The sequence below is a fragment of the Novosphingobium sp. genome (assembly GCF_049240505.1).
Classification (GTDB): Bacteria; Pseudomonadota; Alphaproteobacteria; order Sphingomonadales; family Sphingomonadaceae; genus Novosphingobium.
The window spans coordinates 15359-32892 of sequence record NZ_JBMLSM010000170.1 but is presented as its reverse complement, the minus strand read 5'-3'; the positions used below and the strand labels follow the sequence as shown (position 1 = coordinate 32892).

Genomic DNA, 17534 nt, shown 5'->3' with positions numbered 1-17534 from the left:
GTTCTTCGGGGAAACCTCATCGCGCAGATCGGCAGACAAGCGCTGCCGCCGCCAGCGATTACGCAGCGCGACCGCAACGGCCTTCTTCGCATCGGTCTGGCCAACGATATGTTCATCCAGCGCGCGAACGATGGCCTTGGGTGTCAGGGAATCGAGCATCAGATTTCTTCCAGCGTCACGCGGTCATTGGTAAAGACGCAAACCTCGGCGGCCACCTGCATGGCGCGGCGGGCGATCTTTTCGGCATCGTCTTCGTAATCGGTAAGGGCGCGTGCGGCCGCCAGCGCATAGTTGCCGCCAGAACCGATGGCAGCAATCCCGCCTTCCGGCTCCAGCACGTCGCCGTTGCCTGTAAGGATCAGCATCGTCTCGGCATCGGCCACGATCATCAGCGCTTCAAGATTGCGCAGGTACTTGTCGGTGCGCCAGTCCTTGGCGAGTTCCACAGCGGCGCGCATCAACTGGCCCCGGTGTTGCTCCAGCTTGCGCTCCAGCCGTTCAAACAGGGTGAAGGCATCGGCAGTCGCCCCGGCAAACCCGGCGATCACTTTTCCCTCGCCGATCCGGCGCACCTTGCGGGCGTTCGGCTTCATCACCGTGTTGCCCATCGAAACCTGCCCGTCACCGGCAATGACGGTGCGGCCGTTCTTCTTCACCCCGATGATGGTGGTGCCGTGCCACTGGATAAGGCCGTGGCTCGCCCTGCTATCGTCCATCGCCGCGATATGTGGCGCGCGGCGACTATTTCAAGCGGCTGCGATCAGCTCCCGTTCGGACCAGTGCCGCCCGGAGCCTGTCCCTGCCCGCCCGGAATCGCGCCGACCGCGCCGATATTTCCGAACAGATCCTCGAAGAACGACCGGTCACGACCCAGCGTCGGAGTCTTGTCGCTTTCGGGGGAAATGCGCGCTACCTTTTCCATCCCTTCGCGGCTTAGCGAAGCGACGTTGCCCTTGCCGTCAAAATTCACCACCAGCACGTTCTGATCCTTGGTGCGCGGGCGGTTGAACGGCTTCTGTTCGGTGTTCTGCGAAACGTAGTACCACGTCTGCGTGCCATAAGGGCTGGTGAACGTGGGACGGCCGAGCGTGCGTTCGACCGACTGCCTGTTGTCCACACCGGGCTGCACGGAAGAAACCAGCACTTCATCGACGATATAGCCGCGATGGTCCTTGATGCTGGAACATCCTGCCGCAGCCACGCCGAGCGCAAGCACCTTCGCACCCTGCACCATCAGCCGCATGTTCCGCATTCGCAAACTCCGCTCTTCAGTCTTGCCGTGTCATGCCCGTTTGCATCGGGAATGCACAGCCACTATCTGGCGGACCCTTAGGGTCCAATCGGGATTACCGCAATGCCGCCCGCACCGGCTCTGCTATGTGCCTGCTGAACGGTACAGATTTAATAGCCCCTGAACGGGCAGGATATAGGAATCGCGCAATGTCGTTCTTGGGAAAGCTGTTCGGACGCAAGGATGACGACCGCGCCGTCGCTCGCCCCCTGTGGCACCGCACGGTCGAAATCGCGCGCGAGAAGGAATGGTACAGGGATTGCGGCGTGGCCGACACCGTGGCCGGTCGGTTCGACATGATCACGCTGATCCTTGCCATCGTGCTGATCCGCATGGAGCGCGATGCCGAACTGATCGAACCATCCGTGCGCCTTACCGAGCTGTTCGTCGATGATATGGACGGCCAGTTGCGCGAAAGCGGGGTGGGCGATCTGGTGGTGGGCAAGCGCATGGGCAAATTGATGAGCGTGCTGGGCGGTCGCCTCGGTGCCTATCGCGAAGGGCTGAAGTCTTCGGATGAAGCCGTGATGGCCGAAGCTGTGGCCCGCAATGTCAGCCTGCACGAAAGCACCGACCCGCTGCTCGTGGCCCGCCGCGCGCGCGCTTTTGCCACCGGGCTGGACCTCGTGCCCGCCTATCGCGTTCTCGATGCGGAGATTGGCAAATGAGCAATTTCGAATTTTCACACGTCATCGACATCCGCCAGATCACCGAAGAACCGCTGGTCCTGGTGCCGGACGATGCAGAGCGCCGCCGACTCGCAGGCCGATTCGGCATTTCTTCGATCGACGCCATGCGCGCCGAACTGCGGCTCTCGGTCGAAGGGCACAAGGTCGAGGCCAAAGGCCACCTCACTGCCAGCATCGTGCAGGCCTGCGCAATTTCGGGTGAGGACTTCCCCGAAAAGATCAGCGAACCGATCGCCCTGCGTTTTGTCCCCCCCGGTGAAAATCACGCGCCTGACGAGGAAGTCGAAATCACCGCAGACGATTGTGACGAGATCGAATACGAAGGCATGACCTTCGATCTGGGCGAGGCGGTGGCGCAAAGCCTCGCACTCGCCATCGATCCTTTCGCCGAAGGGCCTGACGCCGACAGGGCGCGGGTCGAACACAATCTCGGCGGTGATGTGGCCTCCGGCCCCTTCGCCGCGCTCGCCGCCCTTAAAAAGGACTGATCCTTTGGCATCACCCCCGGGCCGTGGCCGCGATCTGACCAGCGGTCCGATCCTCAAGACGCTGGTGCTGTTTTCCGCGCCGACGCTGGCCTCCAACATCCTGCAATCGCTGAACGGCTCGATCAATTCGATCTGGGTCGGGCAGATGCTGGGCGAAGGCGCACTCGCCGCCACCGCCAACGCCAACGTCGTGATGTTTCTGGTCTTTGCCGCCGCGTTCGGCTTCGGCATGGCGGCCACGGTCAAGATCGGGCAGGCTTTTGGCGCGCGTGACGTGCTGGCCGCGCGGCGCACGTTCGGCTCGGCCGTGGGGTTCTGCGTGCTGCTCTCGCTGGTGGTCGGCTCGCTCGGCTGGATCTTCGCACCCCAACTGCTGAGGGCAATGGCCGCGCCGGGCGAGACATTCGGTCTTGCGCTCACCTATCTGCGGGTGATCTTCGTGGCGATGCCTGCCTCAATGGTCACGGTCATGCTGGCAATGGGCCTGCGCGGCGGGGGCGATGCCGCCACGCCGCTGAAGTTCATGATCCTGTCGGTGGTGCTCGACGTTGCGCTGAACCCGCTGCTGATCCGGGGCTTCGGCCCGGTGCCTGCGATGGGTATCGCCGGGTCCGCTCTCGCCACCGCCATCGCCTCGTTCGTCTCGATGATCGGCATCGTGGGCTATGTCTACGCCAAGGATCTGCCGCTGCGCCTGCGCGGCGCGGAACTGGCGTGGCTCTGGCCCCGCCGTGACGAGCTGGGCTACATCCTGACCAAAGGCCTGCCGATGGGCGCGCAGATGTTGGTGATCTCGGCAGCGGGCATCATCGTGATCGGGCTTGTGAACCGTGAAGGTCTGCTCGTCAGCGCTGCCTATGGCGCGGCCCTCCAACTGTGGACCTATCTGCAGATGCCCGCGATGGCGATTTCCGCTGCCGTCAGCGCGATGGCGGCACAAGCCATCGGTGCCGGTTTGAACGACAGGCTTGGCCGCATTACCCGCTCGGGCATTGCGCTCAATCTCACTGTCACCGGCCTGCTCTGCGCGCTGATCCTGCTGTTCGATCGTCCCGCGCTCGAACTGTTTCTCGGCGCCGGCAGTCCTGCCGTGGATGAAGCGCGCCACATCCAGTTTCTCGCAAGCTGGAGCTACCTGCTGTTCGGCATCACCATCGTCCTGTTCGGCACGATGCGCGCAGGCGGCGTGGTGTGGACACCGCTGATCATCCTGTCGCTTGTGCTCTACCCGGTGCGCCTCGGCTTCTACTATGCGCTCTATCCCCGCCTCGGCGCAGATGCCCTCTGGCTGGCCTTTCCGGTCAGTTCGCTTGTGGCCGTCGCGCTGTCGCTATGGGCCTATCGCCGCCCAGAGTGGCGCGAGAAGGCGCGCGCCGTCCCATCGGAAGAGTGCGAAGAAGAAACCCACGCCGATGGTGACACCGCAGGCCGGATGGCACCCTCGCTCTGATTATCGGCTTTGGGCGCGCCAACGCTGGACGGTGCGCTCAACCGCGCGTTCTTCACCGCCGCTCTTGCTCCAGAGTTCATAGAACGATGGATCGTTCGAAGCCGGACGCTTCATCGCATCCAGATCGTCAAAGGCTACGCGCATCGGGATCGAAACGCCCTCGCCCGATATGATGCACTCACGGTTGCGCAGCGCCGGGATAGTATCGACAAACCCCCGCGCGCCCTCGGGCATCGCCGCCTTGACGAAAGCCTGGTCGCGGTCGTTGTTCAGGCGCATAGAGATGATCGTGCCGCACTGCGACAGCACCCCTTCGGCAAGGTCCGAAGGCCGCTGTGTGATCAGCCCCAACGAAACGCCATACTTGCGCCCTTCCTTGGCGATGCGCGAAAGGATGCGCCCCACCGAAGAACCATCGGAGTTCTTCTCGCTCGGCACATATCGGTGCGCTTCTTCGCAAACCAGCAGAATGGGCCGCGTTTCCTCTTCACGCGCCCATATTGCATAGTCGAAAACGAGCCGGCTGAGCACCGCCACCACCGTTGACGTGATTTCCGAAGGCACCCCCGAAACGTCGATGATCGAGATCGGCTTGCCATTGGCGGGCATACGGAAAATCTTCGAGATGAACTCCGCCATCGTATCGCCCACCAACATGCCCGAAAACATGAACTGGTAACGCGGATCGCTGCGGATTTCCTCGATCTTGGTCTTCAGGCGCATGTAGGGAATCGAATTGGTCCCCTTGTCCAGCCGCCCCATCTCGTTCTGCAGGATGATCATCAGATCCGACAGCAGATAGGGGATCGGTGAATCGACCGTGATCTTGCCGATCTGTTCGGCCAGCCGGTTCTTGCTGCGTGCCGCCAGCAGGCACTTGGCCAGAATATCTGAATCGAGCTGCCGATCCGGCCCGGTCGTGGTGATGAAAACTTCGCAATGCTCTTCGAAGTTCATCAGCCAATAAGGCATTTGCAGGTTCGACACGTCGAGCAACTGGCCCGTCGTCCTGAATGCAGCGGAATATTCGCCGTGCGGATCGACCATCACGATGTGGCCCGAAGGTGCCATCTCGCAGATGCGGTGCAGGATCAGCGCGGCGGCAGTCGATTTGCCCGTGCCGGTTGATCCCAGCAGCGCAAAGTGTTTGCCCAGCAGCGCATCGACATAGACCCCGGCACGGATATCGCGCGTGGGAAAGACCGTGCCGATGGAAATGTTGGTACGCCCGTCACTGGCATAGATCTGGCGCAAATCGGCCGATGTTGCCGGATAGACCAGCGCGCCGGGCACCGGAAAGCGCGTCACGCCGCGCCGGAAGCCAAAAATGCGCTTCGTCAGACGCTCTTCGTCGCCCTCGCCCAGAAAGTCGATCTGCGCAACGATGCCGCCAGGAACCGACGTATCCTGCCGCTGGGTGCGCACGCTTGCCAGAAGCCAAGCATTCCCGACGCGGATCTTGATCTGGCTGCCAACCTTGCCCGAAAGCGCAATCGACGGATCGCTATCTTCAGAGCATTCGTCCAGGCGCACCAGATCCAGCGCAATTGCCGAACTGGAACCAGCGATATCGCGGATAAAGCCAATCGGCTTGCGCGCATTTTCAGACGGCGGCGTATCCGGCGTGACGCCATAAAGAGGTTTGCTTTCGATCTGCTCCTCTGCCGCAGCTTCCGGCATCACGAAAGTCTGCTTCCCCATATCGGACATCACGCAACCAACCTTTTCGCCAGGCATTCTCAGCCGGTCAGGGCATCAAAGGTTATCGATATCGGGACAGGGTTAAAATCGGCTAAATTTTCGGTAGGATTCCAAACGGTCAGACGAGCGCGAACAGTCGTCCCGCAACCCATCCCATCGCCACGGATACCAGCACGGCGAACAGGCCGTAAAGCCAGCCGTTGCGGTCTGCCGCCACGGCCACGAAGCGTTCGAAGCCCTGCTTGTTCACTTCGACGCGGGTGATCGCCGATGCCACCACCTTGCCCCCACGAATGGCGAACGTTTCTGCCGTATAAGTTCCCGTCTGCACGCTCGAAGGCAGGCTGATCCGCGCCTGATAAAGCACCTGCCCGCTGATCTTCACACTGCCTTCTTCCTCGCGATAAAGGCCTTGCCGACGCATCAGATCGACCAGCCCTGCCGAAAAGCGCTGCTGCTCTTTCGGCTCGATCACCCCGATGGGCGACAGCTGCAGCCATTTCAGTCCCAGCTCGTAGATCGCTGCCGTCTTGTCATCCACGATCTTTGCAATGGGCCGCGAAGATGCCACCGCGAAATAGCTTGGGGCAGAGCGGAATTCGAGCGAATCCGCATTGATCCAGATGCCCGCCAGCTTCTGCTTTTCGCGCAGGACGATGGATTGCACCGGACCTTCCAGCACCACGACGATATCGTATTCCTGCGCCGCGCGGCTACCTTCGGGGCTGAGGATCGCGCCGAACAGCAGCAGGTCCGCACCGGTAAAGCCCTGCCGCACCTGAATTTCGTGTTGCGAGATTTCGGGCACGAGGATCGGGTCGCGCGCGCCCATCAGCACCATGCAGGCCAATAGCGCGAGGAAGCGAAACCTGCCGCCAAAAGTTGGAGCCGCCATCATAGCGGAATGACCGTGTAAATCTCGTCGGGTCGGTAACCCAGCCCAAGCGCCATCCGCATCGCCACCAGCAGCACGATCGCCGCCAGAATCAGGCGCAGATGTTCAGGCTTTGCTTTCTGCGCGAACTGCGCCCCCACTTGCGCGCCCGTCACCGAACCGATCAGCAACATCACAGCCAGCACGATATCCACCGCGCGCGTGGTCAGCGCGTGCATCATCGTCGTCGCCATCGTCACGAACAGTATCTGGAACAGCGATGTGCCCACCACCACGTTCACGCCCATGCCCAGGATGTACAGCAGCGCGGGCACAAGGATGAACCCGCCGCCGATACCCATCAGCATAGTCAGGATGCCCGTCGCCATGCCCAGCAGCAGCGGCGCGAGCGGCGAGATGTACAGGCCAGATCGATAGAACCGCCAGCGCAGCGGCAGGCTCGCCACCAGCGGATGGTGCCGCCGTTTGCGCGCTGGCTGCGGCAGGCCGGATTTCTGCGCACGCAGCGTCGTAATGCTTTCGTGCGCCATCAGACCGCCGATGCCGCCCAGCATCAGCACATACAGGATGTTGATCACCGTATCGATCTGGCCCAGCGATTGCAGCAGGCGGAACAGCAAAGATCCCAGCCCCGTGCCGATCACGCCGCCCGCCACCAGCACCGCGCCGATATGGTAATCGATCCCGCCGCGCCGCGCATGGGCAAAAGCGCCGGAAACGCTGGCACCGGTCACCTGGCTGGCAGCAGAAGCCGCCGCCACCGTCGGCGGAACGCCATAGAAGATCAGCAAGGGCGTGGTCAGAAACCCGCCGCCCACTCCGAACATGCCCGAAAGCAGCCCCGTCAGCGCGCCGAGGCCGATGATGACCAGTCCGTTGACGGAAAGATTTGCTATCGGAAGGTAGACATCCATTGCACCCCAGACGCTAGGCCGACCGTGGCCAGCCAGCAACCCCGCGCATCTGCTTTTGCGGCAAAAAGCTGTGCCGCCCTATGCATTCAACCTGCGCAATCAGAATGAGGACGCGATCGTCAACGCAGGACCGCTGCCGGGTCGGGCGTTCCCTGCAACGCGAAAGCGCCAGTCAAGCGCCACCCGTGCAGGGTTGGCATCTCCCAGATCGAGCCGGAACGAAGTGCGCGGCCCCATGTCCAGCCGCACCGCCCCTTCCTGCCCGCCCGACCACACGCCCGCCCCCAGCCGCAAATCCCGATTGCGTCCGCCAACGCCAGGCAAAACCCGCTCGACCACAGCCTGCACATCGTAAAACGCCGTTGCCCCACGCCCTCCGGCATAGCCCGCCTGCCCGTAGGCTTCGGCGGTAAGGCCCAAGGGCAGCCGCTGAGCCGCAAGTTCGGTCACCACCGTTGCCACAGGCCGCACCTGCATCGCGCTGCCTTTGGAATCCTGCAACCGTGCTTCGGCCAGAACGCGCAAGGGCACACGCGATATAGGCCGAAAGCCAAAGCCCAGCGCCACTTCCTTGTCCCTTCCCGGCGCGTTGATAGCCAGCGACGTGCGCAGATAACCATAGCTTTCGTGCAGATCGCCCCGCCCCAGCCGGTAGCGCACCACCGCGCCTGCCTGACTAGCGCCATAGGACGCTGCGCCCGGCGCCTGCGCCGCTGCGCCGCTCCCGGCCCGCATCAGCAACCAGTTATCGCCACTCCAGCGCGGGTCGTCCTTGATCGGAATGGCAGATAGGGCCGCGTCTGGTTCAACCACAGCTTGCGCGGCTCTTTCGGAGGTGCGGGGCGCTGCAAGGGCAGGATTGACCTGTCGCAGCAGACTGGCCGGAACAAGCATTGCCACGTCCGATTGCCATTCCAATGCGCCAGCACCACCCTCCCTGTGCTGGTGCTGCGCAGCCCTTGTCCGAGCTATGGGTGCGCCTCGATCCGGTGCTGCGACACTCGCAGACAAGACCTGAGACTTTATCCGCCCCCCGCCCGGCACAAGGAGGGGCAGCGCCCCCAGTGTCTGCGCCTTGGCGGGCATTTCCTGCAGCAAAGCGCCACCACGCCACATTGCCGTGCGCGCACCGCCCCAGACCATCACAATCAGGCAAAGCGCCACCAGCGGCTGTCCACGACGGCCCGTCAGCGCATCCGCCATCAGGCCGGATTCGGCAAAGCCGCGCCTTGGCACCCTTCGCCCGAACAGGCTTGTGCCACGTGCACCCGATGGACAGTGTGCTCCCACAACAGCCGCCCACCCATCAACACTTTCAGATAGGCCACCAGCGCCCGCCGCGTCGCCATGATCGCAATCACATTGCCCACGGGAAAGCGCAGCACCGCGCGCACCCCCTCGTTCCAGCCATATTCGCGCGCAGTGTGCATGGCCCGCATGGCCAGACGCCAGATCAGATTGACAAGATTGAACGCCAGCAGCCCTTGCAGCAACGGATCACGTTGCAAGGGTGCGACCATGCCGGCCATGTCGAGCAGCAGCAGCACCGGCCACATCAGCACCAGCAGATAGGCCACCGCCAGCACCAGCGCCACCAATGGCCCGCGCCGATCGCGCACCCGCATCCACAACTCGCCCCCCGGCCAAGCGCTCCACCCAAGCCTGTCCCAGCCCTGAAACGCAATGCCATGTATCCACCGCGTCTTCTGCCGGACCGAGGCCGCAACCGTCGCCGGAAAGAACTCGCGCGTGGCGATCAGCCCGCCCCGCTCGTCCCGCATCCGCAGAAAGGTTGATCGTCCGCCGGTTTCATTGACGAGCAAGCCGCACTCGTAATCTTCGGTCAAACACTCGGCGGCAAAGGGATGCACGCTCGCCCGCCGCGCGATGATCCGGTCTATCGCCCTGCGCGAAAACGCACACCCTACCCCTGCTGCGGGTAAAGCCGCGCCGATACTGTCACGCACCACCATGTCGCGCGCGTGGGCTTCGGCAAATTCGTCGCAGTAATGCCCCGCCACCCAGCGTGAAGCGGGTTGCGGCTCGGGCCGCACCGGCAGTTGCACGAAGTCCACCCGATCGAGCGCGCGGTCCATCAGCGTCAGCGCCGAAGGGTGCACCATATCCTCGGCATCGTGCAGGATCAGCGCGCGCACGCGCTGCCGCCCGCGCCGCTCATCCTCGCACACCGCGCGATAGATGCGGTTGAGGCAATCGGCCTTGGTCGTCGGCCCGTCGGCATTGTGCACGACCACGCGCAGCCGCCGGTCCCCGCCCGATGCGACCAGCGCCGCCAGCGTCGCCTCATCATTGCGGTAGCAGCCGACATAGATCCGCAAATCGCGCTGCGGCCAGCATTTGAAGGAATGGCGCACCATCTCGGCAATGACGCCCGATTCCTGCCACGCGGGAACCAGCACCGCCGCAATCCCGTGCAGTTCCGCCTGCTCCGGGGCGGAGAGCCGCTCTGTCCGAAGGCCACCCGAAAACCGCAGCCGGAACCACGCAAGGTCCACCAGCATTTCATCGATGGCAAACACGGCAAACCAGATTGCCGCAAACAGCAGCAGTTCATGCTCGGCAACGGCAAGCCATTGCAAAGTCGTGGAGCATGGCCCGGAAATCGGCGGACATGCCAGCAAGAACCTGACCCCGTTTGACGCGCCCGACAGCGCTGGGCACAAGGATCATGCTATGCCTGCTCGGCAAGGTTCAGGAACCAAGGGATAATTCGAAAATGGCAGTATCGCCTGAAAGCAAAGGCATCTGGTACAAACTGAAACACAACGAAGCGGCCCCCGGCATCGTGCTGATGGTCTGTGCCGCAATCGCCTTGATCCTCGCCAATTCACCGCTGCACGATCCCTGGCACGCATTGTTCCATCACGCCCTGCCGTGGACGCCGGTTGCCAAGCTGAACAACCTGCACATGTGGATCAACGATGCGCTGATGGCGATCTTCTTCTTCGTCGTCGGGCTTGAGATCAAGCGCGAGATTCTCGACGGCGAACTGTCCAGCCCCAGCCGCCGCCGCCTGCCGGTGATCGCGGCCATTGCGGGGATGGCCGTGCCCGCGCTGATCTACCTCGCCATCGCCGGGAGCGACCCTGCCTTGCATCGCGGCTGGGCGATCCCTTCCGCCACCGACATCGCCTTCGCCATCGGCGTTCTGGCCCTGGCCGGAAAGGGCCTGCCCCCTTCGCTCCGCCTGTTCCTGCTGACCGTCGCCATCGTCGACGATCTTGGCGCGGTTATGGTCATCGCGTTCTTCTACACCAGCGGGCTTGATCTCACGTGGCTGGCCATCGCCGCCGCCGTGTTCATCGCGCTGGTCGCGGTCAATCGCATGGGGGTAAGCGCGCTCGCGCCCTATATCATCGGCGCGGTCGTCCTCTGGTACGCCGTGCTCCATTCCGGCGTCCACGCCACCATCGCAGGCGTTCTGGCCGCACTCACCGTCCCGCTGGCGCTCAACAACAAGCACGACAGCCCGCTGCTCCGCCTCGAACATGCGCTCGTCGCCCCCAACGGCTTTTTTATCGTCCCGCTGTTCGGCCTTGCCAACGCCGGTGTAGCGCTTGGCTCCATCGACGGCGGCCCACTCGCCCTGCCCATCGCCATTGCGCTGGGCCTTGTTCTGGGCAAGCAAGTCGGCATTCTTGGCAGCATCGTCTTGGCCGAAAAGTTGGGGTTGGCCGCCCGCCCTGAAGGCGCAACGCTGCGCCAGCTTTGGGGCCTGTCCCTGCTCTGCGGCATCGGCTTCACGATGAGCCTCTTCATCGCAGGCCTTGCCTTCCCGCAAAGCCCGCTGCTGGTCGAAGAGGCAAAGCTAGGCATTCTGGGCGGGTCGATCATCGCCGCGCTGGCCGGCATAGCTTTGCTGAAAGGCAGCACCAGATCCAGCGCCTGATCGACAAATCCGATCAATCAAACCACAACTCTGCGTGAAACCTTCGCCTCGATATGGCGTATAGACCGCTCAACGATCCCGCCATCATGAAAGGGGAATGTCATGCCCGGCGACAATTCGAAGAAGGCCCTGATCGACAGTCTCAATGGCTTACTGGCCGATTATTTCACGCTCTATCTCAAGACCAAGAACTACCACTGGCACGTCGCCGGTCCGCAGTTCCGCGATCTGCACCTGCTGTTCGATGAACAGTCCGCAGAACTGTTCGCGCTGACCGACATCATTGCCGAACGCGTGCGCAAGAACGGTGGCTCCACGCTGACCAGCATCGGTGCCATCGCAGGCAAGGCGTCGATCAAGGACGACGACCGCCCCAAGGTCGATGCGATGGATATGGTGAAGGCCCTGCGCGACGATAACGTGGCGTTGGTCAAGGTCATCCGCGCGGTCAAGGAAGCCGCCACCGAAGCGGGCGACAACGCCACCGAAGGCATGGCCGACGACTGGACCGATCAGGCCGAACAGCGCGCCTGGTTCCTCACCCAGATCGCTTCCTGATACCGCCTCCACCTACCCCGCTCGTCCTGAGCCTGTCGAAGGACACTGGCACAACACCCTTCGACAGGCTCAGGGTGAGCGGGGTGGGGTAAACCCGGAACTCAAAACGCCCCGCTGGTCCCGATGCCCACACCGCCGGGACGAGCGTCGAAGCCACCAGCGCGCAAGGCATCCGCAGCTTCCTGCGGCAAACCAGTCAACGTCAAATCCGCCTGCCAGCGCCCATCACCCGTCAGGCGCAGCGCCAGCCGCTCCATGCCCTGGCTCCCGCTCATCGGCACCACCAGCGCGCCCTTTTCACACCGCGCGACGCCCGAAAGCGCAAGGCCATTGGGCATCAGCGGGCCGAAAGACGCCAGCGTTACGCCCAGCGTGCCCTCTGCCTGCGCGCAGCCGCCGCCATCCATCCGCACCGAAAACCGGTTGAACGTCACCGCCGTCACCGGCAACCCGCCCAACCCGTCGGGCAGGGCAATGCTGCCAGTCGCCTGCGATATGCCGTGCGCGCCGCCCTTGGCCGAAAACCCCTCGCGCGAAATGGCAAACTGCGTCCGCCCGATCAGCAGGGGCAAAGGCTCCAGCCCCGCATCCACGGTGCCTAGTGGCAGAGGACCGATGTTGAGGTCGGCAATCCGCCCATCCCAGACAGATCCTTCCACACTGCGCGCTGTCACGTTCTCCGGCATGGCCATGCCCAGCACCAGCCGCAGCGGAAGCAGCACGATCAGCGCCAACAACCCCAGCGCCCCAAGCGCCAGCCAGCCGCGCCGCGTCATCCCGGCTTCGCGCGCAAAGATCCCCCGCATCAGGACAAGGCGCCCGATCATGCCCCGGCCCGCCGCAGCGTGACGTTGACCGAAACCGTGCCATCGGGCGCGGGCGTCATCGTCAATTGTTCCACGACAAGCCCCTGCGCCGCCAGCCCATCAAGCCACGCCAGCGTTGCCGATGGCCGTGCCGTGGGTATCACCAGCACCACCATGTCGCTGCCCTGCTTCTGGCTGGATTGGACGACAAATCCCGCAGCCTGCGCGCTGCCTTGCGCCATCTGCTCCACCGGCCCGGCCAGCGCTGCGGCCTTGACCGCAGGCGCACGCTTCAGCGCGTCCAGCCCTGCGGTGATCCGCCCGGCGCGCTCGGTCGCTTCACGATGGCGCACCGCTGCATCATCCAGCGCGTGGCCCAGCGGCAGGATCAGGCCATAGACCAGCACTATCAGCGCGGTCAGCACGCCCGCCACGCCAACCAGCCAGCGCTCGCGCCCGGTCAGGCCGATGAACCATGCAGAAACCCGGCCCATCATGGCGCCCTCACCGTGATGGCGGCAACCGTCGCGCCAGTGGGATCGGGGGCAAGCGATGGCGGCACGGTCACTTTCCAGCCCTGATTTTGCAGCGCGATCAGCACTGCGTTCACATCCTCGGCACGCGGGGCCGCTGCGGTGAAGCGCAAGGTGCCATCCGCGCCATATCCCATGTCGCGCAATTTCACCCCCGGCACACCGCGCATCACATCGAGCAGCGCGGCAGCAGGCGCGGCAAAGCTCACCCCACCCTCTCCGCGCCGTGCAAGTTCGGCATCCAGCAGACGCTCGGCGGAATCGAGATCGGTCGCCGCCGGAAAACGCTGCTGCGCCAGTTCCAGCGCGCGCGATTCTTCGGCGGAACTGTCCATGTTCCACTTCACCACCCACACCAGCATCAGCAGCAGCGCCAGCAAGGCCGCCACCGCCGCCATGCGCGCAAGCCCCAGCCAATCGGCTGTGCGGAACACCGAAACACGGCGCAGGCCATATTGGCCCTGCCGCAGGTTCAGCGGCGGGGCTGCGTGGATTGCCGCCAGACGGTCAAGCAATTCGTCGCCCGCCAGTGCCGATTGCTCCTGCCCTTCGGCCAGCGCCGCCACCAGCCCCGGCTCACCCGCGAAAGCCGCATCCGCCGTGCGCGCAAGCAATTGCCCGCCCAGATCGGCCAGCATCAGTCCACGCTCAGGATGGGGCAACACCAGCGCCGCAGGGACAAGCGCCTGCGGATCGATCCCTTGCGCGGCCAGCACGCCCAGCCAGCGATCCATCGCCGCTGGAGCCACGCGGCAGGCCAGCAAGCGCCCCGCATCTGCGCCAACCGCAACGTGTTGAACAGGATCAAGCCCGCCCTGCGCCAGCGCCAGCCGCTCTGCCGCCAGCGCCTGCGCTTCCGGCATATCGGGCATGGCCCTGTCGATCACCGGGGCATTCGCTGCCGGAACCAGCACCGTCACCGCCCCCGCCTCACCCCACGGGGCGCGCTCGGCCTGCGCGTCGAAAGTCATCTCCCGGCCCAGCCCGCTCTCGCCCACACGCCACCAGCGCCAAGGCGCATCGACCTGTGCAGGCAGCAGGATGATCAGGCCATCATCAAAAGGCGTGGCAGCAGCCATCGGTCGTCAGTTCTGCCCGGCGTAGATATCGGCGTTGAGATCGGTCCCGCCCGGCTGGCCATCGGCCCCCAGCGAGAAGATCTCGAACGGTTTCCCGTCACGCCCCGGTGCCTGATACTGGTAGGCATGGCCCCACGGATCGGTCGGCACATCCTTCACATAGCCGCCCGAACGGTAGTTCTGCGGCATGGCAAGGTTGGCAGGCGGCGTCTTCAAAGCATTCAGCCCCTCACCCATGCCCGGATAGCTCGCCATGTCGAGCCGGTACATTTCCATGCCCTGCTCCAGCGTTGCAATGTCGCTCCGCGCTTTCACCACCATCGCCTTGTCCTGGCTCGGCAGCACGTTGATCAGCACCACCGTGGCCAGCAAGCCGATGATGAAGATCACCACCATCAGTTCAACAAGGCTGAAGCCGTTACGGCGGCGCTTGTCCTCGGTTTCGGGCGTCTGGTTTGCGATTTCATCGGTCATGATCAAAGTCCGGTAAGGTTCTGAAGCTGCAGGATCGGCAGCAGGATGGCGAGGATGATCAGCGCAACAAGCGTGCCCATCACCACGATGATCGCAGGTTCGAGCAGCGCCATCGCCGCCGCCGTAAAGGCCTCGAACTCACGCTCAAGATAGTCAGCGGCACGTTCAAGCATCGGCCCCAGTTGCCCCGCCGCCTCGCCACTGGCCGCCAGATAGACCAGCAGTGGCGGAAAGGTGCCCGCTTCGCGCAGCGCGGTGGAAAGCGAACCGCCCGCCCGGACCTTCTCCGAAATGCCTGCCAGCGATTGTGCCTGCACCGCGTTGGAAACCGTGCGCGTCGCCAGCCGCAACCCATCGACCAGCGGCAATCGCGCCTCGATCATTGTGGCCAGCGTGCGCGCCAGCGACGCAGCGTGAACATCGCGGATCAGCTTGCCGATGAATGGCAGGCGCAGCAGTCCGGCGTCGAAGCGCAGCTTGAATGCGGGTTGGCGCAAGGCGCGGACAAAGCCCAGCACGCCCAGCGCCAGAACCAGCAGCAGCGCCCACCACCATGTGCTGAGGAACTGCGAAATCCCGATCACCACCCGCGTCAGCATCGGCAATTGCCGCGCGGCATTGTCGAACTGCTCCACCACGCGCGGCACGACCGAGATCATCAGCCCGGTCACCACGGCAATCGCCACCAGTGACAGCACGATGGGATAGGCGAGCGCCGCAATGATCTTGCCGCGCACTTGTGCCTGTTTTTCCAGCATGTCGGCCAGACGGTCGGCAATCTGGGGCAAGCTGCCCGAATTTTCGCCCGCCGCGATCATCGCGCGGAAGATCGGCGGAAAGCTCGGCTCCTCGCGCCGCATCGCCTCGGCCAGTGGCAGGCCTTCGACGATCCCGGCGTGAACATTGGTCAGGATCGCTTGCGCCTTGGGCTTTTCGGTCTGCCGCGCAATCGTGCGCAGCGTTTCCTCCAGCGGGCTGACCACCATCAGCGATGAAAGTTGCCGCGTGAACAGCGCAAGCTGCTTGGCCGAAAGTTTCGTGGCGAACAGCGCAATCCCGCTGGTGCTGGTCGCCGCACGCCGCGCCGAAGCGGCTGCATCGGCACTTACGGTAACCACGAACCATTCGCGCGCGGTCAACTTCTCGCGCGCCGCCGCCTCGCTTGTCGCTTCAATAGCGCCGCGTCGCTCCGTCCCTTTCGGGTCGATGGCATGATAGGCAAAGCGTGCCATCAGCCGTCGCGCCGCATGATGCGCGCAGCTTCTTCGGGGCTGGTGACGCCATCACGAACCATGCGCCGCACCGCCTTGGCCAGCGTTGGCGATTCCGCAAAGGCGTGGCGTGCAATCGCCGCTTCATCGGCGTTGTCGTGGATCATCTGGCGGATCGCATCATCCACCCGCAGCGCCTCGAACACGCCCACGCGGCCCTGATATCCGGTCTGCCCGCAAGCCGCGCAGCCTTTGGCCGACCAGACCATGCGCACTTTCTTCATGCCCAGAACATCGGCCATGCCGGGCGAAATTTCGTGTTCTTCGCGGCAATGCGGGCACAACCGCCGCACCAGCCGCTGCGCAATCACCGCGCGCAGGGTGGACGCCAGCAGGAACGGCTCCACGCCCATATCGCGCATTCGCGTGATCGCGCCCGCCGCATCGTTGGTGTGGACGGTCGACAGCACCAGATGCCCGGTGAGCGATGCCTGCACCGCGATGTCCGCCGTCTCCTTGTCACGGATTTCGCCGACCATCACCACATCGGGATCCTGCCGCAAAATGGCGCGCAGTCCGGCGGCAAACGTCAGCCCGACCTTGGAATTGACCTGCGTCTGCCCCACGCCGTCCACAGCGTATTCCACAGGGTCTTCCACAGTCAGGATATTGCGCTGCCCATCGTTCAACCCGCGCAGCGCAGCGTAGAGCGTGGTCGTTTTCCCCGAACCGGTCGGCCCGGTGACCAGCACGATCCCGTTGGGTTCGCCCAGCGCGCGGTGCAGCGTGTCTTCGGCTTTCGGATCGAGGCCAAGCTGCACCAGATCGATCCCGGCATTTTCCTTGTCCAGCAGGCGCATCACCACCCGCTCGCCAGCGCGATTGGGCAGGGTGGAGACGCGCACGTCCACCAGTTTTCCGCCCAAACTCAACGAGATGCGGCCATCCTGCGGCACGCGGCGTTCGGCAATATCCAGCCGCGCCATCACCTTGATACGGCTAACGAGGACCGGCGCGACATGCGGCGGCATCCGCAACTTCTCGGTCAGCACACCATCGACGCGCATCCGCACCACCAGCGCGGTTTCGTAAGGCTCGATGTGAATGTCCGACACGCCTTGCCGGAGGCTTTCAGCGATCAGTCCGTTGATCAGACGGATCGCGGGCGCATCGTCGGCGCTGTCCAACAGGTCTTCGGCGGAGGGCAGACCGAGGGCGAGCGGATCGAGTCCGTCGCCTGCGATTCCCATGTCACCGGCCACTGCGGCAGCGGCGCCGTCGACCGCGTAAACCTCTGACAAGAGACGCTCAAAGTCACCTTGCGGCACTCTATGTGCATCTAGGTGCAGTTCAGAAACGCGCCGCAATTCGAGCAACGCCAGCGGATCAGCCCCCTCGCGCAGGGCCACGACCATCTCTGTGTCGGTCACACTCTGCACCAGCACGCCCCGGTCCCGCGCAAAGGCATAAGGCACGTGCGGCGCAGCATTCGGCACCGCGATGGTCAGCCCTGCGATATCCTGCGCTTCATCCAC

18 protein-coding genes and 1 pseudogene are annotated in these 17534 nt (G+C 64.0%); 5 read left to right on the top strand and 14 right to left on the bottom strand.

Going from position 1 to position 17534, the window contains the following annotated elements:
- The 3 genes and pseudogenes from ACOVQ0_RS13530 to ACOVQ0_RS13520 all read right to left on the bottom strand — a co-directional run.
- A pseudogene (locus ACOVQ0_RS13530) lies at positions 1-159 on the bottom strand (HslU--HslV peptidase ATPase subunit); the annotation flags it as partial.
- Positions 159-716, bottom strand: a complete 558-nt coding sequence (gene hslV, locus ACOVQ0_RS13525; protein WP_421885316.1) for an ATP-dependent protease subunit HslV — start codon at positions 714-716, stop codon at positions 159-161. The gene hslV and the pseudogene ACOVQ0_RS13530, both read right to left, overlap by 1 nt.
- 44 nt (positions 717-760) lie before the next feature.
- Positions 761-1252 carry an outer membrane protein assembly factor BamE gene (locus tag ACOVQ0_RS13520; RefSeq protein WP_421885312.1) on the bottom strand — a complete coding sequence of 164 codons (492 nt, stop codon included), beginning with the start codon at positions 1250-1252 and terminating at the stop codon, positions 761-763.
- Positions 1253-1440: 188 nt separating this feature from the next.
- Here ACOVQ0_RS13520 and ACOVQ0_RS13515 point away from each other — a divergent pair, with 188 nt between their 5' ends.
- From ACOVQ0_RS13515 to ACOVQ0_RS13505, 3 genes are read left to right on the top strand one after another with little or no spacing between them, the layout of a single operon-like run.
- Entirely contained in the window at positions 1441-1959 is a 519-nt protein-coding gene (locus ACOVQ0_RS13515; protein ID WP_421885309.1) for a ubiquinol-cytochrome C chaperone family protein, read from the top strand.
- Positions 1956-2468, top strand: coding sequence for a YceD family protein (locus ACOVQ0_RS13510; RefSeq protein WP_421885307.1), 513 nt, complete (start codon positions 1956-1958; stop codon positions 2466-2468). The genes ACOVQ0_RS13515 and ACOVQ0_RS13510 overlap by 4 nt, the downstream gene beginning before the upstream one ends.
- Before the next feature lie 4 nt (positions 2469-2472).
- Positions 2473-3918, top strand: a complete 1446-nt coding sequence (locus tag ACOVQ0_RS13505) for an MATE family efflux transporter (RefSeq protein WP_421885304.1) — start codon at positions 2473-2475, stop codon at positions 3916-3918.
- On the opposite strand, the gene ACOVQ0_RS13500 is transcribed toward ACOVQ0_RS13505, so the two are convergent.
- From ACOVQ0_RS13500 to ACOVQ0_RS13480, 5 genes are all read right to left on the bottom strand, one after another.
- Positions 3919-5619, bottom strand: a complete 1701-nt coding sequence (locus tag ACOVQ0_RS13500; RefSeq protein ID WP_421885319.1) for an ATP-binding protein — start codon at positions 5617-5619, stop codon at positions 3919-3921.
- Positions 5620-5737: 118 nt separating this feature from the next.
- On the bottom strand, positions 5738-6460 hold the full coding sequence (locus ACOVQ0_RS13495) for a TIGR02186 family protein (protein WP_421885301.1): 723 nt from the start codon (positions 6458-6460) through the stop codon (positions 5738-5740).
- Positions 6461-6513: 53 nt separating this feature from the next.
- A complete protein-coding gene (locus ACOVQ0_RS13490) occupies positions 6514-7428 on the bottom strand; it encodes a sulfite exporter TauE/SafE family protein (RefSeq protein ID WP_421885298.1) in 915 nt (304 codons plus the stop codon).
- 99 nt (positions 7429-7527) lie between these two features.
- Positions 7528-8631 carry a hypothetical protein gene (locus ACOVQ0_RS13485; protein WP_421885295.1) on the bottom strand — a complete coding sequence of 368 codons (1104 nt, stop codon included), beginning with the start codon at positions 8629-8631 and terminating at the stop codon, positions 7528-7530.
- Entirely contained in the window at positions 8631-10028 is a 1398-nt protein-coding gene (locus ACOVQ0_RS13480; protein WP_421885293.1) for a glycosyl transferase family protein, read from the bottom strand. Before ACOVQ0_RS13480 ends, ACOVQ0_RS13485 begins: the two co-directional genes overlap by 1 nt.
- 137 nt (positions 10029-10165) lie before the next feature.
- Between ACOVQ0_RS13480 and nhaA the strand changes: the two genes are divergently transcribed.
- Both nhaA and ACOVQ0_RS13470 read left to right on the top strand, forming a co-directional pair.
- Positions 10166-11338, top strand: coding sequence for a Na+/H+ antiporter NhaA (nhaA, locus tag ACOVQ0_RS13475; protein WP_421885290.1), 1173 nt, complete (start codon positions 10166-10168; stop codon positions 11336-11338).
- A gap of 102 nt (positions 11339-11440) precedes the next feature.
- A complete protein-coding gene (locus ACOVQ0_RS13470) occupies positions 11441-11896 on the top strand; it encodes a Dps family protein (protein ID WP_421885287.1) in 456 nt (151 codons plus the stop codon).
- A gap of 101 nt (positions 11897-11997) precedes the next feature.
- Here ACOVQ0_RS13470 and gspN read toward each other — a convergent pair whose 3' ends face one another.
- From gspN to gspE, 6 genes are read right to left on the bottom strand one after another with little or no spacing between them, the layout of a single operon-like run.
- Positions 11998-12723: a type II secretion system protein N gene (gene gspN / locus ACOVQ0_RS13465; RefSeq protein WP_421885283.1), complete on the bottom strand. Its 726-nt coding sequence runs from the start codon at positions 12721-12723 to the stop codon at positions 11998-12000.
- Positions 12720-13199 (bottom strand): type II secretion system protein GspM, encoded by a 480-nt coding sequence (gene gspM, locus ACOVQ0_RS13460; RefSeq protein WP_421885280.1) that lies wholly within the window; start codon positions 13197-13199, stop codon positions 12720-12722. The genes gspN and gspM overlap by 4 nt, the downstream gene beginning before the upstream one ends.
- Positions 13196-14314: a type II secretion system protein GspL gene (gene gspL, locus ACOVQ0_RS13455; RefSeq protein WP_421885277.1), complete on the bottom strand. Its 1119-nt coding sequence runs from the start codon at positions 14312-14314 to the stop codon at positions 13196-13198. Before gspL ends, gspM begins: the two co-directional genes overlap by 4 nt.
- Positions 14315-14320: 6 nt before the next feature.
- On the bottom strand, positions 14321-14788 hold the full coding sequence (gene gspG, locus ACOVQ0_RS13450; protein WP_421885275.1) for a type II secretion system major pseudopilin GspG: 468 nt from the start codon (positions 14786-14788) through the stop codon (positions 14321-14323).
- 2 nt (positions 14789-14790) lie between these two features.
- Positions 14791-16020 carry a type II secretion system inner membrane protein GspF gene (gspF, locus tag ACOVQ0_RS13445; RefSeq protein WP_421885272.1) on the bottom strand — a complete coding sequence of 410 codons (1230 nt, stop codon included), beginning with the start codon at positions 16018-16020 and terminating at the stop codon, positions 14791-14793.
- Complete coding sequence (gspE, locus tag ACOVQ0_RS13440; protein ID WP_421885270.1) at positions 16020-17534, bottom strand: type II secretion system ATPase GspE; 1515 nt, start codon at positions 17532-17534, stop codon at positions 16020-16022. Before gspE ends, gspF begins: the two co-directional genes overlap by 1 nt.